Source organism: Limosilactobacillus walteri (genome assembly GCF_014830205.1).
GTDB classification, from domain to species: Bacteria; Bacillota; Bacilli; order Lactobacillales; family Lactobacillaceae; genus Limosilactobacillus; species Limosilactobacillus walteri.
Genome location: NZ_QORN01000051.1, coordinates 1 through 25,032 on the forward strand (window position 1 = coordinate 1; position 25,032 = coordinate 25,032).

Genomic DNA, 25,032 nt, shown 5'->3' on the forward strand with positions numbered 1-25,032 from the left:
AAACAAAATAAGCACCGATGGTAGTTCATCAGTACTTAATATTGTAGAGCCTTTTTTACTGATATAGATTGTGAAATTTTTGCAAGTGACGTCTGAAAACGCTATTATAACAGTGAGTAACACAATAACTATAAGTGAATTTTATAGAAGTATAAACGTTTGACTATACCTCTATTTACAATGTAGGATAGATGTGTAAATGATGTGTAACATTTCACAAGTTATGATTGCTCAATTAAAACATTGGAGGTTTTTGAGATGTCAGAATACCGTACTGAAGAAGATACGTTAGGTCCTGTTAAAATTCCTGCAGATGCATTATGGGGACCACAAACTGAACGGAGTCGTAATAACTTCCCAACTGGTCAGTACATGCCATTAGCTATTATCCGTGCTTTACTGAACATTAAGAAAGCGGCGGCTCAAGCTAACATGGAGACCAAGGCGATTTCAGAAGAAAAGGGTAACTTAATCGTTAAGGCGATTGATGAATTATTAGCATTAAATGATGATGAATTGCGTAAGGACTTCCCATTAAAGGTTTACCAAACAGGTTCTGGTACGCAAACCAACATGAATACTAATGAAGTAGTTGCTCATAAGGCACACGAAATCAACCCTGACATTGAAATTTTACCAAACGATGATGTTAACAAGGGGCAAAGTTCAAATGATACTTTCCCGACAGCAATGAACGTTGTTGCTTTAGAAGCGCTTGATAAGTTGAAGCCAGCTGTTCAACATTTAATCGATGAATTAAAGGCTAAGCAAGAGAAGTACATGAAGACTGTCAAAGTTGGTCGTACCCACTTGCAAGATGCTGTTCCATTGACATTTGGTCAAGAACTTTCCGGTTACGTTGCTTCATTAGAACACGACCTTGACTACATCAAGACATTGGAACCAACCTTAAATGAGTTAGCCATTGGTGGAACTGCTGTTGGTACTGGTTTGAACGCTGCTGAAGGAATGCCAGAAAAGATCGCTGAAAAACTTAGCGAAGTATATGGCTTAAACTTAACTGCGGACTCAAACAAGTTCTACGGCTTAGCCAACCACTCTGGTTTAGACGTTGTTCACGGTGCATTGAAGACATTGGCTGCTGATATGTTCAAGCTTGCTCAAGATATTCGTTTCTTAGCTTCTGGTCCACGGGCTGGCTACGGCGAATTGAACATCCCTGCCAACGAACCAGGTTCATCAATCATGCCAGGTAAGGTTAACCCAACTCAAGCTGAAGCCGTAACAATGGCTGCACTGCGGGTATTCGGTAATGATACTGTTGTAACAATGGCTTCCTCTCAAGGTAACTTTGAAATGAATGTTTACAAGCCAGTATTGATTGATGCTTTCCTTGAATCTGCTGATTTGATGACTGGAACAATCATGGGCTTTGCGGACAAGATGATCCATGGTATGACGGTTAATGAAGAACGGATGGCTGAATTAGTTGATAATTCACTTATGACTGTTACTGCATTATCACCACACATTGGCTACCATGATAGTGCTAAGATTGCTCAAGCTGCTGACAAAGCAGGCAGTACCTTAAAAGAAGCTGCTTTGAAGTCTGGCAAACTTACTGAAGAGCAATACGATGAATGGATGGACATGCTTAAGATGACCAATGTTGATCGTGACAAGTAAATAGCGGTTTAGGCTAAGAGGTTAATAAAACTTCTGGCGGGAGTGGTAATGAGCTTGACTAATCAACAGACTTGTTCCACTCCTTTTGGCTGTTAGTGAGAAGAGAATGATAAAAGTAAAGGAGAACAATATCATGGCAGAAAAATTTCAACCATTATCAGTAAGTAAATTAGATAATGATTATGATGTTATTGTTATTGGTTCTGGTGGTACTGGTCTATCAGCAGCTATTCAAGCAAATGAATTAGGGATGAAGACTGTTGTACTTGAAAAGGAAGAGGAACTTGGTGGTAACACAAACCGTGCTTCTTCTGGGATGAATGCTGCAGAAACCAATGTTCAATTGCATCATGGTGTAATTGATAACGTTGCTGACTTTTACCACGAAACATACCAAGATGGTGGTCGGTTAAACGATAAAGATATGCTTGGCTACTTCGTATACCATACTGCACCAGCAATCGATTGGTTAGCAGATCATGGGATTAAGCTTGATGATATTACTATCACTGGTGGGATGTCCCGTAAACGTACTCACCGTCCAGCAAGCATGGCGCCAATTGGTGGCTTTTTGGTAAAGAGCTTGTTAGAAGTAGTACAAAAAGAAGACATTCCAGTAATTAACAAGATGAAAGTTACTAAGTTATTACAGGATGATGAAGGTAAAGTAATTGGTGTTGAAGCAAATGCTGATGGCTTAATCAAGACTATTCATGCCAAGGCCGTTATTTTAGCTACTGGTGGCTTTGGTGCTTCTAAGGAATACATCAAACGTTTCCGTCCTGATTTAGCAGATTACAAGACAACTAACCAACCAGGTGCTACTGGGGATGGTTTGAAACTTGGTGAAGGTGTCGGTGCTGAATTAATGCAAATGGACTTGGTTCAAGTGCACCCAACTGTTCAACAAGATAATCCACATGTTTACTTAATTGGTGAAGCTGTTCGTGGTGAAGGTGCTATTATGGTTAACGCTGAAGGTAATCGGTTTGTTAATGAATTAAACACGCGGAAAATTTGTGCTAATGCGATTACTGCTCTGCCAGAACACAGTGCTTACCTAATCTTTGACCAAGGCATTCGTGATCATGTTAAGGCAATTGAATTCTATGACAAAGTAGGATTGGTTGTACATGGGGATACAATTGAAGACCTTGCTAAGAAACTTAATATGGATCCAGAAAACTTAAAGAAGACTGTTGCTACCTGGAATGAAGCTGTTGAAAACCATGATGATAAGCAATTCCACCGGACAACAGGAATGGATCGGGGAATTAGTAAGCCGGGATTCTTTGCTATTCATATCGCACCAGCAATTCACTACACAATGGGTGGTATTCACATCAATACTAAAACCCAAGTACTTGACGGTAACGGAGAAGTTATTAAAGGTCTTTTTGCCGCAGGAGAAGTTGCTGGCGGATTGCATGGAAACAACCGGGTCGGTGGTAACTCAATTGCGGAAACGATTGTCTTCGGACGTCAAGCAGGTCAACAAGTTACTGTTTATGCCCGTAGCTTAAAGTAAGATTAAGGGCGGTGTTTAGCCGCCTAAAGCAATTATTTTATTAATTATTATTGGAGGAAACAAAATTATGTTAGGACATCATCATAAAGTTGTGCTTGTTGGTGATGGAGCGGTGGGATCATCCTTTGCTTTTTCATTACTCCAAACAACTCAAGAAATTGATGAATTAGTTATTGTTGACCTAAAGAAAGAAAAGGCAACAGGGGAATCGCTTGATTTGCAAGACATTACTCCGTTAACTAGTCCAGTCAACATCCATGCCGGGGATTATTCTGATGCTAAGGATGCCGATGTAGTAGTTATTACTGCTGGTGTTCCCCGTAAGCCTGGCGAAACAAGATTAGATCTTGTTAATAAAAACACAAAAATTCTTTCGACGATTGTGACGCCAATTGTCGAAAGTGGTTTTAATGGAATTTTTGTTGTTTCAAGTAACCCGGTTGATATTTTAACAACGGTGACACAACAACTTTCCGGTTTCCCCAAGCACCGTGTAATTGGAACGGGTACTTCATTAGATACGGCGCGGTTAAACGTGGTGCTATCAGAAAAGCTTAACGTTCCAGTGAATGAAATTGATGCATTGGTTTTAGGAGAACATGGTGATACCTCATTTGGTGCATTTGACGAAGCAACTATTAATGGGAAGCCTTTAAAAGAAGTTACAAATTTAACCTCTGAAGATTATAGTGAGCTAGAAGAAGCAGTGAAGAATCGTGGTAGTGAAATCATTGCTGGTAAAGGAGCAACTTTCTATGGCGTTGCTAAATATCTTGCTTACATTGTTAAGGCAATCATTGAAAACCGTAATGTTATGTTACCTGTCTCTGCGCCACTAACTAATCAATATGGAATTAATGATTTGTATCTGGGAATGCCAGCAGTTATTAACAGAACTGGAATTGAAAGAGTAGTTGATTATGGCCTTTCAGATACTGAGGTAGAAAAACTCAAATTATCAGCTGCTAAGATGAAAGAAGTCTTAGATGGCGTTGAATTTTAATTATTTATAAGGGAGAAATAATCTAATGGGATTATCAAAGGTAAATTATAAGGGATTTATCTGGCCGGTAATCGTTGGAGTTCTAATTTGGTTATGTACTCCAGTTCGGCCGGAAGGAATTAGTGTTGTTGCCTGGCACTTATTGGCATTATTTATCGCAACAATCGTTGGATGTATTACACAGCCATTGCCAATTGCCGGTGTTGCTTTAATTGGTTTTACTCTTACTGTTTTGTTAGGAATCGCACCAATGAAAGAAGCCGTCGTTGCGTTTGGAAATAGTACTCCATGGACGATTGCAATGGCTTACTTAATTGCTCGTGGTTTTATTAAGACTGGTTTAGGTCAACGGGTAGCGTTATTGTTTGTGCGGTACTTTGGTAAAAAATCACTTGGTTTAGGGTATGCATTGATGGGAATCGATCTTGTGACAGCTCCTGCAACACCAAGTAATACAGCTCGTGCTAGTGGTATTGTATTACCAATTATTGATGCCCTATCAAATACGTTCCACTCATCTCCAAAAGATGGAACAGAACGTAAAATGGGATCTTACTTACTGTTTACTGAATTCCACGTTAACATTATTACCAGTGCAATGTTTATGACTGCCATGGCTCCAAACATTGTAGCTGTTGGATTAGCTAAAGAGCTTGGTGTTAACATTACATGGATTTCTTGGTTCTTGGCTGCTCTGCTACCAGGTGTTATCCTTTTAGCTTTAGTGCCATGGCTTATTTACAAGATGTATCCACCAGAAATTAAAGAAACGCCGGATGCACGCCAATTAGCAGATTCACAATTAGCAGAAATGGGTCCAATGAAGCTTTCTGAAAAGTTGATGTTAATTATCTTTGCAGTTGCAATTATCCTCTGGATGATTTCAAGTTTTATTGGCATGGATGCAATGACTGTTGCATTTATTGCTGTTGTTTTGATGCTTTTAACTGGTATCTTAACTACTAAGGATGTCTTAAATGAGACCGGTGCTTGGAACGTTGTTATTTGGTTCTCAATCTTAATTTTCCTTGCTGGTGAATTAAACAAGTTGGGAATTATTCCATGGTTCTCAAAAACAGTTAGTCATTCACTTAGCGGAATGAGCTGGTTTGTAATCCTACTTGCTCTTGTTCTAATTTATTTCTACAGTCACTATCTATTTGCTTCAGGTACTGCTCAAGTTACTGCAATGTTTAGTGGATTCCTTGGGGTTGCTATTTCTGCAGGAGTACCATCTTTCCTAGCAGCAATGCTTCTTTCATTAACGGCAGCTGCTTATAGTTCAACTACCCATTATGCTAACGGTCCTGCTTCAGCTCTGTTTAGTACTGGTTATGTAAAACAAGCTGATTGGTGGCGTATGAACTTTATCCTCGGTCTTCTTTATCTAGTAGTATTTGTTGGAATTGGAACCGTTTGGATGAAAGTTATTGGTTTATGGTAATAAAAAAAGATCTGACAATTGTCAGATCTTTTTTTATAGTCTCTCTGTAATTCTTAGGGCAATAGATTCAGTAAGAATTATATCGGTAAATAGACTCCCACGAAGTGCTCCAAGAACAGCCTGATATTTTGATTTTTGTTGGATAATAGCAAGTCTTTTTGGAACATTGAGAATTTTATTTAATGGAATTGATAATGTCTTATCATCATTAGGATGAATTAAGAAATTTCCATTGATATCGTATGGACGACCAAATGCCATTCCAGCAACTTGGCTTAAATTAACTCCTTTAAATAGCAAATTTTTGCAATTATGCCAAGCAGGGATGCTATCAATTGACTGAAGAGTACCTAATCCGCAAATAAGCATATCCATTCTATTGGCAACATCAAAGGCTTGAGTAAAAGCAGGCTCTGAGTATAGAGCGTTTCTTGCAGCGTTATTAAGAATATATAATGGTCCGGGAATGGTGTAGTAAGGACAGTCATACTTAGAAGCGGCCTTTTGCACCATTCGCATTGAAGCGGCAGATGATTTATATTTCATATTTTCGCCCATGAATTGTGTGAAAGTTAGATTATGTGATGTTTGTTTACTAAAGTAATCTAGTACATTATAGATAGTTTCTCCCCATGATAGTCCGATTACTTTATATTCCTTTATAAGCGATTGGATTTGATTGGCTGCAAAATTAGCAATAATTTTATCGCGATCAAGGGGATTATTAGGGTCTTTGATAACATATATATTTTTTATATTAAATTTTTGAGCTAGTTCATGTTCTAATTGTGCGTTTCGGTCGTATCCAGTATGAATATTAATATCAACTATCCCGCTAGAAAAAGCCTCGTCAAGATATTTCATAATAAGGTATCTGCTTAAGCTATATTTTTTTGAAATATCACTAATTGCCATTTTACTGAGATAATAATCTTGTGCAAGGTTACCTAGTAATTGTTGATGTTGTGAATCCATTTTTTATATTCCTTTCGTGCTCATTTATTGTTAAAGTATAACATTATTTTTTAAATATTTTAAAAACTAGGTAAATATTTTAATTTTTTAAAAAAGATGGTAAGATATTAATAATGAAACGAGGAGGCTTTCGACAAATGGAAGATGAAGAAATACTCTCAATGCATGCCAAAAACCAAGGTGTTCTTAACATTGCACCCCAATTTGAAGTGAAAAATAAAAAAGAACTGGGAGAAGCATACACGCCAGGGGTTGCTGTAATCTCTAAGCTCATTGAACGTTATCCTGAGCTTAAAGATAAGTATACTCTTAGTGGGAAATTAGTAGCACTAGTAACCGATGGATCAGCTGTCTTAGGCTTAGGAAATATTGGTCCCGCGGGAGGACTTCCAGTTGTCGAAGGAAAAGCCTTACTATATAAAGATTTAGCAAACGTTAATGCCTTGCCTTTGACGGTTGAACAAGTTCCTGCTGATGAATTTGTTACTACATTAAAAAATATGCAGGAATCATTTGCGGGATTTCATTTAGAAGATATAAAAGCTCCACGTTGTTTTGAAATCGAAGAAAAACTTTCTAAAGCAGTTAATATTCCAGTTTATCACGATGATCAAGAGGGAACAGCAATTGTTGTATTAGCTGGATTAATTAATGCAACTAAAGTAGTTAATAAAAACTTAAAAGACCTTAAAGTTCTCATTAATGGAGTTGGTGCGTCTGGCGTTGCCACAGCTCGATTACTTTTTGCGGCAGGTATTAAAAATATTGCATTTGTTGATATTGACGGACCAATTCACCCTAATAGTCAAAATTATAATCATTACCAAACTGATTTAGTGAAACAAAGCAGTGATCAAACGGTATACGAAAGTTTGAGCGATGCAATAAAAGATCGTGATGTGTTTATCGGTCTTTCTGATGCTAATGTGTTAAGTAAAGAACAAGTAAAAACAATGGCAGAAAATCCGATTGTTTTTGCTCTTGCAAATCCTAAACCAGAAATTGATCCTCAAATAGCAAAAGAAGCAGGTGTAGCTGTAATGGCAACTGGCTCTAGCCAATACCCGAATCAAGTAAATAATATTCTCGTATTTCCCGGGTTATATAAAGGGTTGCTATCAACAAACTTAAACAAGGTTGATTTTGGCCTTGAGATGGCAATTTCAGCTGGTCTAGCTAATATGATTGTTAATCCCACAGCTGATAAAATTGTTCCCGGCGTATTTGACGATGGTGTTGTGACTACAGTAGCACAGGCAGTAAGGCATTATGCAGAAAAAATGAAAGATTAGGGGAATTTTGATGCAAGTTCGCGAAATAAACATTCATTTGAAGCGTAATTTTACTAAGTGGCAGAAATTCTTACAATTTAATGGTATTCAAATTTTTTCGGAAAGCGAAACAGCCTCGATTGATAAGACATTCGTATGGGAAGAAAATGGCGATATTTTAGCAACAGGTTCAATTGCTGGAAATGTATTAAAATATATTGCAATTTGTTCAAAAATACAGGGTCATGGCGAAACTTTTAATAGTTTAGTTAGTAAATTAGAAAACGAAGCTGCGATATTGGGGCGATTTCATCTGTTTGTTTTTACAAAGCCACAATATATTCAAAGCTTTCAATATGTTGGCTTTCATGAACTAGCAAGAGTAGAGCAAGGAGCTATTTTAGAAAGCGGAACGCCCAATATTCATGATTATATTTCATCTTTACCACATTTTGATAATCAAAATAGTAGTAAAGTTGCTGGAATCGTAATGAATGCTAATCCTTTTACCAAGGGACACCGTTATTTGGTTGAAACAGCAAGTAACGAAAATGATCATGTGTATATTTTTGTTGTTAGTGAAGATGTTTCTATTTTTTCTTTTGCTGAACGCTATGAATTAGTTAAAGCTGGAACAGCGGATTTGCCAAATGTAACTGTTGTCCCAGGAAAAGAATATATGGTTAGTTATGCAACATTTCCAGCATATTTTCTGAAAGATGATCAAAATGTTGGACGATTTCAAGCCTCACTTGATGGAACCCTTTTTAAGAATCAAATTGCAAAACCGCTTAATATAACGAGACGGTATTTAGGTAAAGAACCATATTCTAAGACAACAGATGTATATAATGAAGAATTAACTAGGGTTCTACCACCTGATGTTGAAGTAAAAATAATTGATCGAAAGCAAACTGAAGATCAAAATATTATTTCAGCAACGAAGGTACGAGCAGCAATTGCTAATGACAACATTACGTTAGTAGAAAAGTATGTTCCTAATACGACGCTCGAATTTATAAAAAATAACTGGTCTGAGCTTCGGACTCGGCTAAAGGAAGGAAGTATTAAATAATGGATGTTAAGAAGACTGCATTAGCAGGAACTTTGGAATCTTCCGATATTCAAATTACTTTGAGCCAAGGTAATAATGGTATCAGCATTGATTTAGATTCCTCAGTAGAAGAACTTTATGGTGATCAGATTCGTAAGGTGATTACTGATACTTTGACTGCTTATGGGATTGACAATGCCAATGTTAAAGCTGTAGATAAAGGAGCTTTAGATTGTGTGATTAAAGCACGGACAATGGCTGCTGCTCAACGTGCACTTGATACAGCAGACCAACCAGACTGGGAGGTATTTTAAGGATGGAAGAACGTTTACGTCGAACAATGATGTTTGTTCCAGGTAACAATGCCGGAATGGTAAAGGATGCTGGTATTTATGGCGCCGACTCCATTATGTTTGACTTGGAAGATTCAGTTTCTATGGCAGAAAAAGATGCTGCTCGGATGCTTGTTTATCAAGCCCTTCAAACACAGGATTATGGTGATTCGGAATTAGTTGTTCGTGTTAATGGAATTGATACGCCATTTTTCAAAAATGACGTTTTTGCAATGGTAAAAGCTGGTATTCAAGTTGTTCGGTTACCAAAAGTCGAATCTGCTCAAATGATGCTTGATCTTGTAAAAGTCGTTGAAGAAGCAGAAAATAAATTTGGTATCGAGCCAGGAACGACGCATGTTATGGCAGCCATTGAAAGTGCTAAGGGAGTATTAAACGCTCCTGAAATCGCGGCAAGTACTGACCGTATGATTGGGTTAGCTCTTTCCGCAGAAGACTACACTACTGATATGAAGACTCACCGTTACCCTGATGGCGCTGAACTTGAATTTGCGCGGAATATGATTCTTCATGCCGCTCGTGCCGCAGGAATTGCTGCATTTGATACAGTATTTACAAACATGAATGACATTGAAGGATTTAAACGTGAAACCGAACATATTCATGAATTAGGATTTGATGGTAAATCTCTTGTTAACCCACGGCAGATTGACTGGGTAAATAAAATTTATGAACCAACTAAGAAAGAAATCGAAAATGCATTAGATGTTGAAGCTGCAATTGAAGAAGCTCATCAAAAAGGTTCAGGTGTTATTTCAATGAATGGTCAAATGGTTGACCGTCCCGTTGTACTACGGGCACAACGGGTCATTCGATTAGCTAAGGCGTCTAACTTAATCAATGAGGAGGGTGAATACATTGAAAAATAAAGTCGGTCGCGAAATTTCAGATGAAATCTTAAATTCAACAAACTACAAGCCATTTGAAACTACTGAAATTGGCCATCCTATTGTCCATTATACTGGTCATGACGTTCGTGTAACTAAAGGGGATGACAAGTTAGTTGATTCATTAGACGATGTAATTAAGAATAACTTGAAGGATGGAATGACAATTTCATTCCACCACCATTTCCGTAATGGTGATTTTGTCTTTAACATGGTAATGGATAAAATTATCAAGATGGGTTACAAGAATCTGACTTTAGCCCCATCATCATTGACTGGAGTTATGAACGATAAAGTAATTGAAGCTATTAAAGCTGGTACGATTACTAATATTACTAGTTCTGGTATGCGGGGAAGCCTGGGAGAAGCCGTTTCTCATGGTTTATTGAAGAATCCAGTAATTTTCCGTTCACATGGTAATCGAGCTCGTTCAATTGAAAATGGAAACATTAAAATTGATGTTGCTTTTATCGGTGTTCCAAATTCTGACCGAATGGGGAATGCTAATGGTATGAATGGGGAATCAGCTCTTGGTTCACTTGGTTATGCTCTCGTTGATGCAAAGTACGCAAACAAAGTAGTGTTAATTACAGATACTATTGCTGACTACCCTAACACTCCTGCTTCTATTCAACAAACACAAGTTGATTATGTTGTAAAAGTAGATAAGGTGGGCGATCCGGATCGGATTGGTAGTGGTGCTACTCGTTTTACAAAGGATCCTAAAGAATTAAAGATTGCTAAAATGGTTAACAATGTAATCGTTAACTCTCCTTACTTTAAAGAAGGCTTTTCATTCCAAACAGGTACTGGTGGAGCTGCCTTAGCTGTTACTCGTTTCCTTCGTCAGGCAATGTTAGATAATAATATTACTGCTTCCTTTACCTGCGGTGGAACAACTTCTCCTATTGTTAAACTTTTAGAAGAAGGATTAGTTAAGAAGGTTATGGATGTTCAAGACTTTGATAAAGGTGCAGCTTCAAGCATGAAGAGTAATCCGGGTCAAATTGAAATCGATGGTTCTTGGTACGCTGATCCAGATAACAAGGGCGCGATGGTTGATCAATTAGACGTTGCGATTCTTTCGGCTTTAGAGATTGATACTGATTTCAATGTAAATGTTTTAACTGGTTCTAACGGTGAAATTCGTGGGGCTGTTGGTGGTCACCAAGATGCCGGTACTGCAAAGATGACAATTATTTCTGCACCATTAACTCGTGGTCGGATTGCAACAATTGTTCCAGCGGTTAACTCAATAACTACTCCTGGTTCATCAATTGATGTGGTGGTTACTGAAGTTGGTGTTGCTGTAAATCCTGCACGTAAAGATTTAATTGCAGCTTTTAAGAATGTACCAAGCATTCCGCTAGTTTCAATTGACGAATTACAACAACGTGCAGAAAAGATTGTTGGAAAACCAGCAAAGATTGAATATACTGATCGGACAGTAGCACTTGTTGAATATCGTGATGGGACTTTAATTGATGAAATTAAACAAATTAAGGACTAATTACGAATAGAAATTGCGGTACTAGTTTCCTGGTGCCGTTTTTTATATCTATTATTGTTATAATTAGTGTTAGATTTTTAAGCTTGAGGAGTTAATATGCAAACTATTTTTGATCATGGCAAATATCAAGATATTATTGCTGTCTTACAAAATAAAGATGAACGTATTGCAGTGCAAAATCAATTGTTAAAATGCAATCCATCAATGACTGTTGTAGCAGCTAAATTAAATATTCCTGGGCCAATAAAAAATAATAGTGAAATAGAATCTTTTTTTGCAGCTGGTTTAAGTAAATTTGAAGAGATATTATTAGAGACTGGTTTTAACTTTATTTGTAAGAAAGAATGGTTAGATAAAGATACTGGTCCAGAAAGATTTTATCTTGTTCAGGCATCTGCAATCGAAATAAAGGCATGTACAAGTCGATTTGAAGAATTAAAACCTAGTTATCGTTTGTTTGATTTAGATGTGTTAACTAATAATAATGGTGTGATAAAAGTACTTTCTAGGTCAGATGCAGATCAACCAGCTAGGAAATGTCTAATCTGTGGACGTCCAGCAAAAGAATGTGGTCGATCCCGTCGCCATTCTGTTGAAGATTTGCAAAGAAAAGTAAGTATATTAATTTCTACAAATTTATTACAATGTGAAAAAGAGAAAATGGCTAATTGGTTGACGCAATTAGCCCTGCAGGCTCTATTATATGAAGTTTCTGCTTGGCCTAAGCCAGGCTTGGTTGATCCCGTTGAACATGGGGCACATTTAGACATGGACATTTTTACTTTTATTAATAGTTCAGTTAGTTTGCGTAATTATCTCCATCAAGCGGCATTGATTGGGACAATGAGTCGATCTGATGATTTGTCTTTGCTATTTGAGGAATTACGAGAATATGGTAAGCGAGCAGAAAAAAAGATGTTTTCTGTTACAGACAATGTTAATACTCATAAAGGGGCAATTTTTTCTTTAGGAGTAATTGTTACAGCTGTAGGGTATAGTTTGCAACATTTGCAAAAATTTGATCCTGATAATATTCAGACAATAATTAAGCATATGCTGGTAAACTTAATTAACGATGATTTAAAACATCTCGAGCAAAAAGAGCATCTAACTGCAGGTGAAAAACAATATTTGAAATATGGTCTTTCGGGAATTCGCGGTGAAGCACATGCAGGCTATCCCACAGTATTTAAATATGGTTTGCCAACTTTATTAACTTCAGTTGGTGACTGGAATAGTCGTATCTTAATGACTTTTTTAGAATTAGCACTGCATATTGAAGATTCAACGCTAATTAAAAGGGCAGGAACTCTAACAATCCAACAATGGAAAAATAAGGAAATTAAAGAATGCTTATCACTAGGTGGAATAGAAACTGAGGCGGGACGGAAAAAGCTAAATGAAATTGAAAAAAAGTTTAGCCAACAAAATTTAAGTCTTGGAGGGACAGCTGATTTATTAATAGTTACAATCTTTTTAGGTTTAGTAAAAGAAGGGATGCCTGATGGATTTTAAAACAAGTGATGGGATAAAAATTAATTACTATGTTTATGGTACAGGACAGCCAGTAGTGTTAATCCATGGTTTTGGTGGATATCAGCAAATATGGTGTTTACAGGTAAAAAATTTGTTAGATCAAGGTTACCAAGTAATCACATATGATCAGCGAAATCATGGTGCATCAACTAGAGATGAAAGTTTAGATTCTGTTGAACCATTGATAAAAGATTTATATGAGTTATTAAACTTTTTGCAATTAAAGAAACCTTTTTTAATCGGACATTCTATGGGAGCATCAATAATATATGGATTTTTAAGTACTTATCCTGAATTTCCCTTAAGTGGTGTAATTTCCGTGGATCAATCACCTAAAATGATTAATACGCCTACATGGCACTACGGATATATGGATGTTACACGGGCATCCTACAAGTTAAAACTAAAGGAGCATGGCAATGTTCGTGAAACATTAAATGGGGTTCCTCGGCAAGTAATATCAAAACTTGAGCCGGAAAAAGAAATGTTTCCTTTTGTTCGAGCGGAAAATTTACCATTGCTTTACGATCATGCTAAACGTGATTGGCGCTCAACGCTTGCGCAAACAAATATTCCAATTTTATTGGTAACAGCAAATCAAAGTCCATATTTTAATGGCGAATTTGCAGATGTAATGTGTGAGGAAAATTCAGAAGTTATAACTCATGAGGCAGTTGATCAAAGCGGACATGTCATAATGGCTGAGCAGGCGGAAAAATTTAATGATTTAATGGATAAATACTTACGAGAACACTAATAAATTTGCTTTTATAAAATCAGCTACCCGATAAATCTGCATATTTGTCGGGTGCTTTTTTGTTATAATTCTATTTTGTATTCAGTGAAAATTTGACGTAAGATAAAGATATTATTTAGTTTAAGAAAGGGTTAAGACGATGAACACTCGTGATTTACAATATTTTGTTATGTTGGTAAAACTGAAAAATTATACCCAAGTAGCAAATTACTTTAATGTCTCCCAACCCAGTATTACTCAAGCGATTCGTCGCCTTGAACAAGAATTTGACACCAAACTGGTGCGTAAAGACCGCGTTCATCGAGATGAGATGATTACACGTAGCGGTCAATTGCTATATAAAAAGGCACTTGCAATAAACAATAAAATTGATATTGCTCATCAAGAAATCGTTCGCTCTGATCAGCGACAGATTAAATTTGGGTTACCGCCGATAATTGGGAAAATGTATATCTCACAGATTGTTGGGAATTTTTCTAAGAGCCTTTTACAGCGAATAAGAATAGTTTCGGTTGGTTCTCATGACCTTTTAGCGCAATTACAAGCCGGCAAATTAGATATTGCAATGCTGGGATCAACTGCACCGATTAATCAGCTGGGAATTTTTGCGGAATTAATTACAACAAGACCGTTTAGTGTAATTGTAAGCACTGATAATCCGCTTGCCAAACGAAAACAAGTTAGTTTCCGTGATTTGACAAATGAATTATTTATTAATTATGACCAACAATATGTTCACAAGGCGGCGTTTCAAGCTTATTGTACCTATGCACAGATAAAACCGCGAACGGCAGTATACAAAGTTCCTAATATTTCGTGGATTAAGGAATTGGTTCGCCAAAATAAAGGTATCAGTTTAATGGTTGAGGACGCGGTTAAAGATGAACCGGGAATTGTAGCCTTAAAGATAACTGACCCGATTCCAGAAAAATTCTACATATCGGTTGCAACGCGTGAAGATTATATTTTGAGTGCGGACGAACAGCAATTAGTTTCACAACTAAAGAAAATTACCCCCAAAGCTTGACAACCGCCGTATAATAGTTAGGAGAATTGATGAAGGAGTTTGATTGGCTTGAGTATGGATAACGATACAACGACAAATGATTTTGAACCGACTGAACACTTGTCAGATAAGCACCATATGGCGATTCCATGGCATGATTTTTTTACAAATGATAATTTTACCCCCGCGTATGAGGCAAACTTAATTGAACGAGCAGCAATAGTTGGTCGGATTGGGTTGATGATGCTTTCTTATGGTACAGGGGCATGGCGGGTTCGTGACTCGATGAATACTGTTGCGCGGACGCTTAAAATGACTTGTTCAGTTGATATTGGTTTAGTTTCGCTTGAATATACTTGTATGGATGCCCATCATAGCTATACGCAAGCAATCTCCCTCCCTAGTACGAGCGTCAACACAACCAAGCTCTCCAAGATGGAACGTTTTATCAAGGAATTTGATAAACAGGGGAGTGAGATGACGATTGGAGAAATTCATGCCCGATTAGAAGAAATTGCCCATTCAAAAGGAAACTATGCGCCTTATCAAGTCGGGTTAGCCGCGGCTCTTGCCTGTAGCGCCTTTGTATTCCTACTGGGTGGCGGTCCGGTTGAAATGTTCTGTAGCTTCATTGGCGCGGGTCTCGGTAATTATGTTCGGCGCAAATTGATTGATCGGCACATTACCTTATTTGCCGGCGTTGCAGTTGCGGTGGCAGTTGCCTGCTTATCCTACCTATTAGCATTGAGTTTAATGCAATTAACATTCAATGTTAGTTCTCGTCATGAAGCGGGATATATTGGCGCGATGCTATTTATCATCCCCGGATTCCCTTTTATTACCAGCGGCCTGGATATCTCAAAACTTGATATGCGGTCGGGTCTAGAGCGGATGACCTATGCGATTGCAATTATTACGGTTGCCACCTTAGTTGGATGGATTGTTGCCTTGATGGTTAATCTGCGGCCAGAAAACTTTCCGACTTTGCCATTATCAGCATTAATGATGTTTTTATTACGGGTCCCGGCAAGTTTTTGTGGGGTCTTTGGCTTTTCGATTATGTTTAACAGTACGCCAAAGATGGCGGCAACAGCAGGCTGCATTGGTGCGATTGCTAATACCCTTCGTCTTGAGTTAACAGACTTAACCGGAATTCCAGCGGGAGCCGCGGCCTTTCTTGGAGCATTAGTTGCTGGACTGCTTGCTTCAGTCGTTAAGAAAAAAATTCAGTACCCGCAAATTTCAATTACGGTACCTTCGATTGTTATTATGGTTCCTGGACTATATATGTACCGTGCAATGTATAATATTGGACTGACCTCGATTAGTGTGGGAACATTATGGATGACCAAAGCACTAATGATTGTAGTATTTTTACCAATGGGCTTAATTGCTGCACGTATTCTTACAGATTCCAAGTGGCGCCATAATGGATAAGGAGGCCGTTATATGATTGCAGAGTATCCACCGGAGTTATTAGCAGAGGTAACAGCAAAGACAGCTGACCGGCAGCTAACTGGTTTTGTTGCAGGGCAGGGACCGCTAAAACCTGATTTAATGCTGGTGGGAGAAGCACCAGGACGACATGAAGAACAGGTAGATATTCCATTTTCTGGAGCATCCGGTCAGGAGTTAATGGGCTTCATTGAATCAATCGGTTATTCACGGTCAACCGTATATATAACAAGTGTGGTACGAAAACGCCCTTACAGTATTAAACGTGTTCGTGATAAGAAAACTGGCGAGATCGTTGAAAAACATCCTAATCGAACGCCAACTAAAAAAGAAGTGCTGGCATTTGCGCCATTGTTTGATTGGGAATTGGCAACTGTTCAGCCACGTATAATTGTTCCACTAGGCAATACGGCGTTGCAACGCTTGCTTGGGAATAAGGCGAATATTGGTGAATTGCATGGGCAATTGCTCCACGAACCAATTCAACAAGCTAATGAGCAGCATGACGGCTACCAACTGACGACAGAAAAGTATTGGATTATGCCGATGTATCATCCTGCTGCAGTCCTTTATGCTCGGCGGTTAGAACCGACTATTAAGGCAGACTGGCAACGACTTGGCCAGCAAATAAAAGAAATTAAATAACAATTATACATTTACTGATAATCGTCGTATAATGATGTACAGTTTGAAATTAAAGTAACCGATAGCCTCTAACGTTCTGGCAAAGCCGAGCGCTAGGGGCTCTATTGTTGCCGAATATGACAAAATATCTAAGAGGAGATGATAAATTGGAACAACAGCAACGGCGAACAATCGTTACAGGAGCGCTATTATTATCTAATATTATGGCAGGGATGGACGGGACAATCGTCAATACAGCCTTACCAGCGATTACGAGTGATCTTCATGGTTTACAATATATGGGATGGATTATTGCTACTTTTCTTTTGGGAATGGCAGTAGCAACCCCGCTATGGAGTAAGTTTGGTGAGCATAAGGGAAATAAGCAGGCATATATTACTGCTACTTCATTGTTTCTGATAGGAGCGATTTTTCAAGGATTAGCGCCCAACATTCTCTGGTTTATCATCGCCCGGACCGTTATGGGAATCGGAGCAGGTGGGATGAACACTATCCCGTTTATTGTTTTTGCGGAATTATATGAAAACCTAAAAAAGCGCGCAGAGGTTCTGGGAATTGCTAGTGCTTGTTTTGGGACTGCCTCGATTATCGGCCCTTTATTAGGGGGATGGATTGTTGATGCCTTGAGCTGGCACTGGGTCTTTTATGTTAATGTGCCGATTGCGCTTATAGCAATTACGATTGTTAGCTTGTTTTATAAGAATGTTAAAATGCAAGCTGCCGGTAAGCCAGTCGATTATTTAGGAGCCAGTCTTTTAGTTGTTAGCTTGGTAATGATCCTCGTTGCTGTTCAATTAATTGGTTCTGCTTCGGGAATTATAGTTACAGGGTTAATGATTGTTGGCTTTTTGCTTTTAGCATGGATGGCTAAAATTGACAATAAGGCGGTTGATCCGATTGTTCCAAGCCGCCTATTTAAAAATCGGGAATTAGTAATTGATTTTACCTTATTTGTGATTATTTGGGGTTCATTCATTGCTTTTGTGACCTATATTCCAATGTGGGCACAAGGAATTTTAGGCCTTAGTGCCCTGCTTGGCGGGATGACCCAGATCCCAGGAGCGGTGACGAATTTTATCGGTTCTGAATTAGTACCGTTTCTTCAAGACCGATGGGGAAAGTATTGGATTGTCACTTGTGGGGCCGCGTCTATTTTTATTGCATATTTAGGGATTATGATTGGCGGACAGCACACACCATTTTGGTTGCTTTTGATTATGGGAGCGTTTGAGGGTTTTGGTGTTGGACTGGTATTTAATATTTTACAAATAAACGTTCAAACTGATGCGGAACTGCGTGATGTGCCGATTGCTACATCACTCGGTTATCTTTTACGGATTCTTAGTCAGACTTTGATGTCTGCAGTCTATGGGGTGATTCTTAACCAAGAGTTATTCCGTGGTGTTCAGACTCACCATGACATTACCCTTAAGATGCTTAATCAACTATCTAATGCTAAAACCGCTGGCAACTTGCCATCATCGTTATTACCGACGATGCGGACAATTTTGTATTCGGGATATCATAACATTATTGTTGCTGCTGTTATCTTAATTGTTATTGCACTAATTTTAGTTATTTCATTAGGGTGGAAAAACCATTGTCGACAAGAAGCGCAAACTGCTTTAGGCAATTTTAAGAAACCAGAGTCAAAAACCGTGATACGATAGTAGTAATAATAGTTAAGAGAATAAGGAGAGCTAATTTTTGTGGAGAAAATAAAAAAATTTAATGCTCAAGTTGCTAGTCATCTGGCTAATAACCTTGAAAGCAGTCTACGAGATTTACGGCGATGTGGAGAACACCGTTCAAATAAGGCGACCCTTGTTGAATTGGGCATCCAGCTAAGTGGCTTTAAAGCAGATTTAGCAGAAGATAATAAGTTTGATGCAATGATTAGCAATGCACGTATTGATAATACTGCCCCGGTTTATTTACCGTCAGTTCAAACGAAAGTTAATAGACGACAATTTATGGATCAGGGATTAACAACTTTTGTATTAAATGAACGGACAAATGAACAAAAAGTAGTCCTTTATTTAACAGGAGGGGCATATGTCCAGCGCCCTGATAAGACTCATTGGCAATACCTAGACCGGTTGGCAAAGGAGAGTGGGGCCAAAGTTTATGTACCGATTTATTCTTTAGTTCCTCAAGCAACTTATCAGCAAGCTTACCAAGAGATTGCGACCTTGTATAATCAGCTCTACAATTTAGTTCCAGCCAGTCATATTACTATAATGGGCGATTCTGCTGGTGGTGGTTTAGCTGCTGGCTTTTGTGAATATCTCGGTAAAAAGGGCCTTCCTCAGCCGGGACATTTGATTTTATTTTCTCCATGGCTTGATCTTGATTTAACTAACCCCGTTATTAACAAATATGCTGCATGTGATGTTACACTAGCAGTGAGTGGTTTACGCAAAATCGGTACGATGTGGGCTGGTGATACGGGTCACCGTGACTATCGATTAAGTCCCCTTTATGGTAACTTTGACCAGTTAAGGGATGTGACAATTTTTGTAGGCACAAAGGAGATTATGTATCCCGATGCAACCCTATTTGTTCAAAGACTGCGTGAGGCGGGGATTCCAGTCCGCTTTGGCGTTGGTCGCGGCCTATTTCATATCTATCCACTCTATCAGCTTCCCGAAGCGAAAGCTGTAATGGAACAAGTTGTTACTATTATCAATGATTAATGAGGTGATATTTTGCCAAAAGTTGCGGTAGTTTTTGCACCAGGTTGTGAAGAAGTAGAAGGATTAACGATTGTTGATGTTCTTCGGCGAATGGGAATTGATACGACGATGGTTGGTTTAGAAGATATCCATGTTCCTGGCGCGCATGGGATCGAATTAACTTGTGATGAAATAATGGACGATCGGCTTTTAGACTATGATGTAGTTGCCTTCCCAGGAGGACGTGGCGGTGCTCAGAAGCTACGTGATAATGATCGCTTAATGAAGCTGATGCAAAAGCGCAATGCGGAAAATAAATGGGATGCTGCCATGTGTGCTGCGCCAATTGCACTAGCACGTTACGGTCTGTTAGATAATCATAATTACACCTGTTTTCCAGGGATTAATGAGGAAATTGCTAAAGTTGCGCCAACGGCAAACTTTAAAACTGATATCACTGTTGTAGACCAAGATGGGAAAATTATTACCAGTCGGGGACCAGCAACGGCATTAGCGTTTGCTTACCAAATCGCAACAGTACTCGGTTATAATACTGATAAAATCAAACACGAAATGCTTTATGATTATTTAATGGATCAACGATAAATTACCCGGGAAATAATGTTAGCTAAGTTAATCGGCTAGGCTGACCATCGTTGGTAATATTCAAAACTAGAAAATAGGGTTCACTTCACCGGTCCGGCCGAATGAAGTGAACCCTATTTGTGTTACAGCTTTTGAGGAAACTATCTAGCTTTTATTTTTCCACATATATTTTTGAAAGATATTCATTAATCCGACAAGAAAGAAAAGTAGTGCTTCTAAATACTCGTTATGGCTAATTACCATACTAATAATATTGATCGCTATTATTAACAGAAATATTTTACCGACTGGGGAAGACCGGAGATAAGTCTTCTTTCTTTTTCGTTTATCCAGACCAAGAAAAAATGGCTCTACGTGTTCCCCATAAAGAATAGCAATAATAAAAATACTTAAAAAAGCATATATGTAAAATTCAGCGATTGTTGAATTAGTGTCAAGATAATTAATCATCAAGAAAAACAAGCCATACATTATAAAAAATAACCCTCTAAAAACGCTAAAGGCATTATAAGCTTTTCCTTGTTCTAAGTATTTTTTCAAATGTTTATCCTCCTTCAAAAGAGAATCAATTGAAATCTGATATACGTTGCTAATTTTAACAAGCATATCTAAATCAGGATAACTTTTTCCTTGTTCCCAATTAGAGATCGTTTGGCGCGTAATATATAGCTGATTGGCGACTTCAGCTTGTGTTAATTTTAGCTTCTTTCGTTGTTCTTTGATTCGGTTACCAAATTCCATTGTGTTCCCTCTTTCTTTTTAGGATAAGTATATTTTATTTATAAATTGAAGCCTAGCAATGGTCCTTTGCATTATTGATATGCCAGTAGTTTAGGACAATAAAAGAAGTCCCCAGTAGATTTGAATCTTGCTGAGGGCTTTCATGTGCTAAAAGCTTAATCTAATAGTGTGCGTTTATTTATTTAACCACCAAAAGATAGAACGATGAGTTTGTTGATCGACCCGTTGGTTAACAACACTGACAAGGATCATCATGGTTGCGATAATTGAATTTTTCTTTCGGAAGGCTGTGTAACGAGAGTACCAAGCAGTTGCGTATTTATCTTTATAGCGTCGCAGCCCCTGGAAACCATAGAGGTGGTAGCCATACTCATAAATAAAATGGGCCGCCTTTTCTTCAATAAAACTAAATTGTGATTCACCAACATTTGCCAGTGGCGCCATGCCGAGGTCAAAGTAGGCATAGCCATTTTCTTGACCATATTGGAACATACTAATAAAAATCTTATCCATAATTCCAGAAGGAGCATCTTTACTGTGGCGCATCAGGTCAATAGTAAGGATTTCTTTACTGCCGGTTGGCATAAAGGTCGCAAATGCTACCATCTTACCGTCCTTATCACGAACAACACCTACAGGAGCTTGATTAATATAGTATGGATCGAAATAACCGAGGGAGAATCCTTTTTCAGTTTCATTGCCTAACCAACTATCAGAAACTTTTTTCATTTCTGCTAACAATTCCTTACTAAATGGTGGCTTTTCAACAGAGAAGGTGTATCCTTCCCGATCAAACTTATGCATCAAAGCGCGCTGGGACCGTTGCTTTTTGCCAGCGAGGGTGAAGTCAGCTAGTTTTACCAGTCCCGTTTCTCCGGTCTTAATGAAGTCAAAACCAAATTCGTGGAGCAGCATTGTCATATCGCTCGACACTTCGTAAAAGACTAACTGATAGCCGTATTTATCTGCTTCTCTTACAAATTGACGAAGCGCGGGACGCCAGCTATCTTTGTCACCAACGGGATCACCCATGACGACAAGCCGGTCATATTTTCGCCGATACATAAAGAAGAGCTTATCATGATCGTCAACAGTGTAATAATAGAGCGCCTTATCTCGCAAGAAGGCAAGGTGACTAGTTTCATTGCCGCCATATTCCTTTATAACGTTACGAATTCGGTTAGCATTAAAGACTGGCGGCATACTAAATGGATCATAACCTGCCATGAAGTATTTAAGGATGACAAAGATTAGCAGGAGACCTAATAATAATCCGAATAACCCTGAAAGCCAGATTTTTTCTCCAGGGAAGAAGAGAAAATCTGGAATGTGATGCTTGCTTGAATATTGCGGAGCATTAATTACGCCGACAATAACGTAAAGGACACAAGCCCCAGCGAAGATAAGACTATCAATAGCGAACTTGCCAATGGAGTATTCTAATTTCTGGCGGTAAAGAACATGTCTGGATAGCAAAACTAAAACCAGAACGATGCTAAGATAGATCGTTAAGCTCCATGTCCCTAAGTTCCAAATAGTATTAGCGATACCAATGACTAGTAAGATCAAAGTTGGTAAATATGCTTTCTTCACTTTTGATTGTAAACCCCGTGCACATGCGAGCATTGCTAGGGCGAATAGAATGGTAGTTAATTGGTGTAGGAAAAAGAAAGTATAAGGATAGAGTCGCGCAATAATTTTGTTTTGGGCGGTAATATCAGGAATGGAAGCTGTAATCAGCATTAAGATTCCTGAAACATACATAAATGTTGTGATTAGGAAATAGGCAGCTTTCCGAACCATCAAAACTGGCAAACCATCGAAGAACGTATTCACTTGGTGCGCTAAATTATGCAAGAATGAAATGCCGGCAATGATAAGCGGAACGATGTAGTAGAAAATCCGGAATAACAATAGCCAAATTACCGACGTTGCCCGTGGTACGCCAAGTAGGGATAATTCCAGCATCATTAAGAGGTCAAATGATCCTAATGCACCTGGAATCATTGATAGGACCCCTAATACTTGTGCAACAACATATAACGGTAAAACACTAATGAGATTATGCCGAATTCCTAGGCACCATCCAACAAGGAGAAAGAAGAGGGCAACGAATAACCATTCGCAAGTTGAACTTGTAACTAAAAAGAGACCGACCTTAGGAGTAACATCCTTGAATAGCTTGTTCTTGTGAATAACCGTAATGTAAAACACAACTGGGAAGTATAATCCGCCACCAACAAGCCAAATAGCATATTGGTTAAAATGACCACCATCATGAAAAACGAACATGATGATTAAGGCAACCCAACAAAGAACAGATAACCCTGATAAGAGAAAAACAGCAATTTTTGAAATTGCTAGTAAAATTTCCTTTTTAGTTGCGTTTTTACGATAAAAATAAGCTCGTAAGGTTGACCCAAGAATCCCCCCGAATCCCGCAATATTAGTTAAGGTATTAGTTATCCACCCACAGCGAATAATATATGACAATTTAAATTTTCCCGGTAATAAGTGGGTGATTGCAAAGTCATAACCTAACATCGGAATGACTGCAACACAACCAGCAATTAATAAGGTTATGATATTTTCCCATGATAGATTGGCTAAACCAGCTCCAACTTCATGCCATTTAACAGTTTTAAAAAAGTTACCTAATGCAAGAATTACGAATACTAAAACTGAGGTTACAAAAACGACTTTTATTATTTTTGAATATTTTGACCACCAGTTTAATAGGCGTTTGCCCAACTGCTGCATTAAAAACTCCTCCTTAAAATAAATAGTACTTTTATTATAAACTATTGCAGATACTGGCGATACTAATAGGAAAAATGAATTTTAGAAATTAATTTCAATTTAGTTGTTGACTAATACTCTAAAGTTTCGTATACTTTTATTTGTTGTTAAATGGTCCGTTGGTCTAGTTGGTTTAGGACGCATCCCTGTCACGGATGAGATCACGAGTTCGAGTCTCGTACGGACCGTATATAGTTTTCAGAGAGCTGGGATATCCCAGCTTTTTTTGTATCTAAAAGAGGAGGAAACTAATGGAAAACACATGGGTATACCAAGGCGATGAACCAATTAAAATAAAAAAGTATTTGCAGTCACTGGGGATGGGACACCGGTTATTTAATGACCTGAAAAATGGTGAAGGCGCGTTTCTAGTTGATCATCGTATTGTCCGCCCAACGACTAAGATTTTACCCCATCAACCACTAACGATTAAAGCGCAGCCGGAAGCACCCGATGATTCGGTAGCCATTAGTGAGGAATCATTAAATATTGTTTATGAGGATAATAATTGGCTAGTGATTGACAAACCAGTGGGAGTAACTTCTATTCCTGGTCCGACAGTAAAGAATGATACAGTATTAAACCGTGTAAAGGGCTACTTGATAGCCACCGGGTCGTCTGATCTTCGTCCGCATTTAATTACGAGGTTGGATCGGTTTACTGGTGGCCTGTTATTAGTGGCTAAGCATCATATTGCTTCAAGTATGATTAGTCAGCAAGTGCAGCAGCACACGATGCTAAAAGAATACACAGCATTGGTTGAAGGACATCTCAATGCCGACCATGGTAAAATAGATCAACCGATTGCTCGTCGTGAGGGAGAAATTTCCCGGGTAATAGATGCAAATGGTCAACCAGCATTAACTGAATATTGGGTAGAAAAGCAGGGAAACGATTGGACGCAAGTGCGGGTCCGATTACATACAGGACGTACCCACCAGATTCGGGTTCACTTTGCCTCAATTGGGCATCCTTTAATTGGTGACCATTTATATGGCGGGAATACCAGTAAATTCACCCATCAGTTATTACATGCTAGTAAACTTAGTTTTAAAGATCCGTTTACCCTTAAGCAAATGACGTTTACGTCTGAATTACCAATGACTTTTGACCAAAATAAATAAATTTGCAATTTGAAGC

General features: G+C 38.4%; 21 protein-coding genes and 1 tRNA gene. 19 read left to right on the forward strand and 3 right to left on the reverse strand.

The genetic code is table 11. The features are described 5' to 3' along the window. Positions 1–258: 258 nt before the first annotated feature. From DTK66_RS09990 to DTK66_RS10005, 4 genes are all read left to right on the forward strand, one after another. The gene (locus DTK66_RS09990; protein ID WP_191668568.1) at positions 259–1,647 is read left to right on the forward strand and encodes a class II fumarate hydratase; all 1,389 of its coding nucleotides are present in this window, start codon (positions 259–261) and stop codon (positions 1,645–1,647) included. A gap of 133 nt (positions 1,648–1,780) precedes the next feature. Next, complete coding sequence (locus tag DTK66_RS09995; RefSeq protein WP_191668569.1) at positions 1,781–3,175, forward strand: flavocytochrome c; 1,395 nt, start codon at positions 1,781–1,783, stop codon at positions 3,173–3,175. 67 nt (positions 3,176–3,242) lie between these two features. Further along, the gene (locus DTK66_RS10000) at positions 3,243–4,178 is read left to right on the forward strand and encodes an L-lactate dehydrogenase (protein WP_191668570.1); all 936 of its coding nucleotides are present in this window, start codon (positions 3,243–3,245) and stop codon (positions 4,176–4,178) included. Between the two features lie 25 nt (positions 4,179–4,203). After that, complete coding sequence (locus DTK66_RS10005; protein WP_191668571.1) at positions 4,204–5,622, forward strand: anion permease; 1,419 nt, start codon at positions 4,204–4,206, stop codon at positions 5,620–5,622. A gap of 33 nt (positions 5,623–5,655) precedes the next feature. On the opposite strand, the gene DTK66_RS10010 is transcribed toward DTK66_RS10005, so the two are convergent. Beyond that, the gene (locus tag DTK66_RS10010; RefSeq protein ID WP_191668572.1) at positions 5,656–6,597 is read right to left on the reverse strand and encodes a sugar-binding transcriptional regulator; all 942 of its coding nucleotides are present in this window, start codon (positions 6,595–6,597) and stop codon (positions 5,656–5,658) included. A gap of 137 nt (positions 6,598–6,734) precedes the next feature. On the opposite strand from DTK66_RS10010, the gene DTK66_RS10015 reads away from it, so the two are divergent. From DTK66_RS10015 to DTK66_RS10075, 13 genes are all read left to right on the forward strand, one after another. After that, complete coding sequence (locus DTK66_RS10015; protein ID WP_191668573.1) at positions 6,735–7,889, forward strand: NAD(P)-dependent malic enzyme; 1,155 nt, start codon at positions 6,735–6,737, stop codon at positions 7,887–7,889. A 10-nt stretch (positions 7,890–7,899) separates the two neighbouring features. Then, positions 7,900–8,943, forward strand: a complete 1,044-nt coding sequence (gene citC, locus DTK66_RS10020; RefSeq protein WP_191668574.1) for a [citrate (pro-3S)-lyase] ligase — start codon at positions 7,900–7,902, stop codon at positions 8,941–8,943. Further along, complete coding sequence (gene citD, locus DTK66_RS10025; protein WP_153930492.1) at positions 8,943–9,236, forward strand: citrate lyase acyl carrier protein; 294 nt, start codon at positions 8,943–8,945, stop codon at positions 9,234–9,236. The genes citC and citD overlap by 1 nt, the downstream gene beginning before the upstream one ends. Positions 9,237–9,238: 2 nt before the next feature. Further along, complete coding sequence (citE, locus tag DTK66_RS10030) at positions 9,239–10,144, forward strand: citrate (pro-3S)-lyase subunit beta (protein WP_153930493.1); 906 nt, start codon at positions 9,239–9,241, stop codon at positions 10,142–10,144. After that, complete coding sequence (citF, locus tag DTK66_RS10035; RefSeq protein ID WP_191668575.1) at positions 10,134–11,672, forward strand: citrate lyase subunit alpha; 1,539 nt, start codon at positions 10,134–10,136, stop codon at positions 11,670–11,672. Before citE ends, citF begins: the two co-directional genes overlap by 11 nt. A gap of 96 nt (positions 11,673–11,768) precedes the next feature. Next, positions 11,769–13,187 carry a triphosphoribosyl-dephospho-CoA synthase CitG gene (gene citG / locus DTK66_RS10040; RefSeq protein WP_191668576.1) on the forward strand — a complete coding sequence of 473 codons (1,419 nt, stop codon included), beginning with the start codon at positions 11,769–11,771 and terminating at the stop codon, positions 13,185–13,187. Then, on the forward strand, positions 13,177–13,965 hold the full coding sequence (locus tag DTK66_RS10045) for an alpha/beta fold hydrolase (protein WP_153930496.1): 789 nt from the start codon (positions 13,177–13,179) through the stop codon (positions 13,963–13,965). The genes citG and DTK66_RS10045 overlap by 11 nt, the downstream gene beginning before the upstream one ends. A gap of 139 nt (positions 13,966–14,104) precedes the next feature. Next, entirely contained in the window at positions 14,105–14,992 is an 888-nt protein-coding gene (locus tag DTK66_RS10050) for a LysR family transcriptional regulator (RefSeq protein WP_153930497.1), read from the forward strand. A gap of 54 nt (positions 14,993–15,046) precedes the next feature. Then, positions 15,047–16,408 (forward strand): threonine/serine exporter family protein, encoded by a 1,362-nt coding sequence (locus DTK66_RS10055; protein ID WP_438268345.1) that lies wholly within the window; start codon positions 15,047–15,049, stop codon positions 16,406–16,408. Positions 16,409–16,420: 12 nt separating this feature from the next. After that, the gene (locus DTK66_RS10060) at positions 16,421–17,071 is read left to right on the forward strand and encodes a uracil-DNA glycosylase (protein ID WP_191668578.1); all 651 of its coding nucleotides are present in this window, start codon (positions 16,421–16,423) and stop codon (positions 17,069–17,071) included. Between the two features lie 116 nt (positions 17,072–17,187). Continuing rightward, complete coding sequence (locus DTK66_RS10065; RefSeq protein ID WP_438268344.1) at positions 17,188–18,741, forward strand: MFS transporter; 1,554 nt, start codon at positions 17,188–17,190, stop codon at positions 18,739–18,741. 39 nt (positions 18,742–18,780) lie between these two features. Next, complete coding sequence (locus DTK66_RS10070; RefSeq protein WP_191668580.1) at positions 18,781–19,767, forward strand: alpha/beta hydrolase; 987 nt, start codon at positions 18,781–18,783, stop codon at positions 19,765–19,767. Between the two features lie 12 nt (positions 19,768–19,779). Continuing rightward, the gene (locus DTK66_RS10075) at positions 19,780–20,352 is read left to right on the forward strand and encodes a DJ-1 family glyoxalase III (protein WP_153930501.1); all 573 of its coding nucleotides are present in this window, start codon (positions 19,780–19,782) and stop codon (positions 20,350–20,352) included. A 144-nt stretch (positions 20,353–20,496) separates the two neighbouring features. Here DTK66_RS10075 and DTK66_RS10080 read toward each other — a convergent pair whose 3' ends face one another. Together DTK66_RS10080 and mprF are read right to left on the reverse strand one after the other, a co-directional pair. Continuing rightward, on the reverse strand, positions 20,497–21,093 hold the full coding sequence (locus tag DTK66_RS10080; protein ID WP_191668581.1) for a helix-turn-helix domain-containing protein: 597 nt from the start codon (positions 21,091–21,093) through the stop codon (positions 20,497–20,499). A gap of 174 nt (positions 21,094–21,267) precedes the next feature. Next, positions 21,268–23,853 (reverse strand): bifunctional lysylphosphatidylglycerol flippase/synthetase MprF, encoded by a 2,586-nt coding sequence (gene mprF / locus DTK66_RS10085; RefSeq protein ID WP_153930503.1) that lies wholly within the window; start codon positions 23,851–23,853, stop codon positions 21,268–21,270. A gap of 152 nt (positions 23,854–24,005) precedes the next feature. Here mprF and DTK66_RS10090 point away from each other — a divergent pair. Continuing rightward, positions 24,006–24,080 (forward strand) — tRNA-Asp (locus tag DTK66_RS10090). A gap of 63 nt (positions 24,081–24,143) precedes the next feature. Next, positions 24,144–25,016, forward strand: a complete 873-nt coding sequence (locus tag DTK66_RS10095; protein WP_191668582.1) for an RluA family pseudouridine synthase — start codon at positions 24,144–24,146, stop codon at positions 25,014–25,016. Positions 25,017–25,032: the final 16 nt, after the last annotated feature.

Coding starts and splice junctions, on each gene's coding strand:
- citC (WP_191668574.1), top strand. CDS start 7,900: ATGCAAGTTCGCGAAATAAACATTCATTTGAAGCGTAATTTTACTAAG.
- DTK66_RS10015 (WP_191668573.1), top strand. CDS start 6,735: ATGGAAGATGAAGAAATACTCTCAATGCATGCCAAAAACCAAGGTGTT.
- DTK66_RS09995 (WP_191668569.1), top strand. CDS start 1,781: ATGGCAGAAAAATTTCAACCATTATCAGTAAGTAAATTAGATAATGAT.
- DTK66_RS10005 (WP_191668571.1), top strand. CDS start 4,204: ATGGGATTATCAAAGGTAAATTATAAGGGATTTATCTGGCCGGTAATC.
- citE (WP_153930493.1), top strand. CDS start 9,239: ATGGAAGAACGTTTACGTCGAACAATGATGTTTGTTCCAGGTAACAAT.
- mprF (WP_153930503.1), bottom strand. CDS start 23,853: ATGCAGCAGTTGGGCAAACGCCTATTAAACTGGTGGTCAAAATATTCA.
- DTK66_RS10050 (WP_153930497.1), top strand. CDS start 14,105: ATGAACACTCGTGATTTACAATATTTTGTTATGTTGGTAAAACTGAAA.
- DTK66_RS10065 (WP_438268344.1), top strand. CDS start 17,188: ATGACAAAATATCTAAGAGGAGATGATAAATTGGAACAACAGCAACGG.
- DTK66_RS10080 (WP_191668581.1), bottom strand. CDS start 21,093: ATGGAATTTGGTAACCGAATCAAAGAACAACGAAAGAAGCTAAAATTA.
- citG (WP_191668576.1), top strand. CDS start 11,769: ATGCAAACTATTTTTGATCATGGCAAATATCAAGATATTATTGCTGTC.
- DTK66_RS10045 (WP_153930496.1), top strand. CDS start 13,177: ATGGATTTTAAAACAAGTGATGGGATAAAAATTAATTACTATGTTTAT.
- DTK66_RS10095 (WP_191668582.1), top strand. CDS start 24,144: ATGGAAAACACATGGGTATACCAAGGCGATGAACCAATTAAAATAAAA.
- citD (WP_153930492.1), top strand. CDS start 8,943: ATGGATGTTAAGAAGACTGCATTAGCAGGAACTTTGGAATCTTCCGAT.
- DTK66_RS10010 (WP_191668572.1), bottom strand. CDS start 6,597: ATGGATTCACAACATCAACAATTACTAGGTAACCTTGCACAAGATTAT.
- DTK66_RS10060 (WP_191668578.1), top strand. CDS start 16,421: ATGATTGCAGAGTATCCACCGGAGTTATTAGCAGAGGTAACAGCAAAG.
- DTK66_RS10000 (WP_191668570.1), top strand. CDS start 3,243: ATGTTAGGACATCATCATAAAGTTGTGCTTGTTGGTGATGGAGCGGTG.
- DTK66_RS10055 (WP_438268345.1), top strand. CDS start 15,047: ATGGATAACGATACAACGACAAATGATTTTGAACCGACTGAACACTTG.
- DTK66_RS09990 (WP_191668568.1), top strand. CDS start 259: ATGTCAGAATACCGTACTGAAGAAGATACGTTAGGTCCTGTTAAAATT.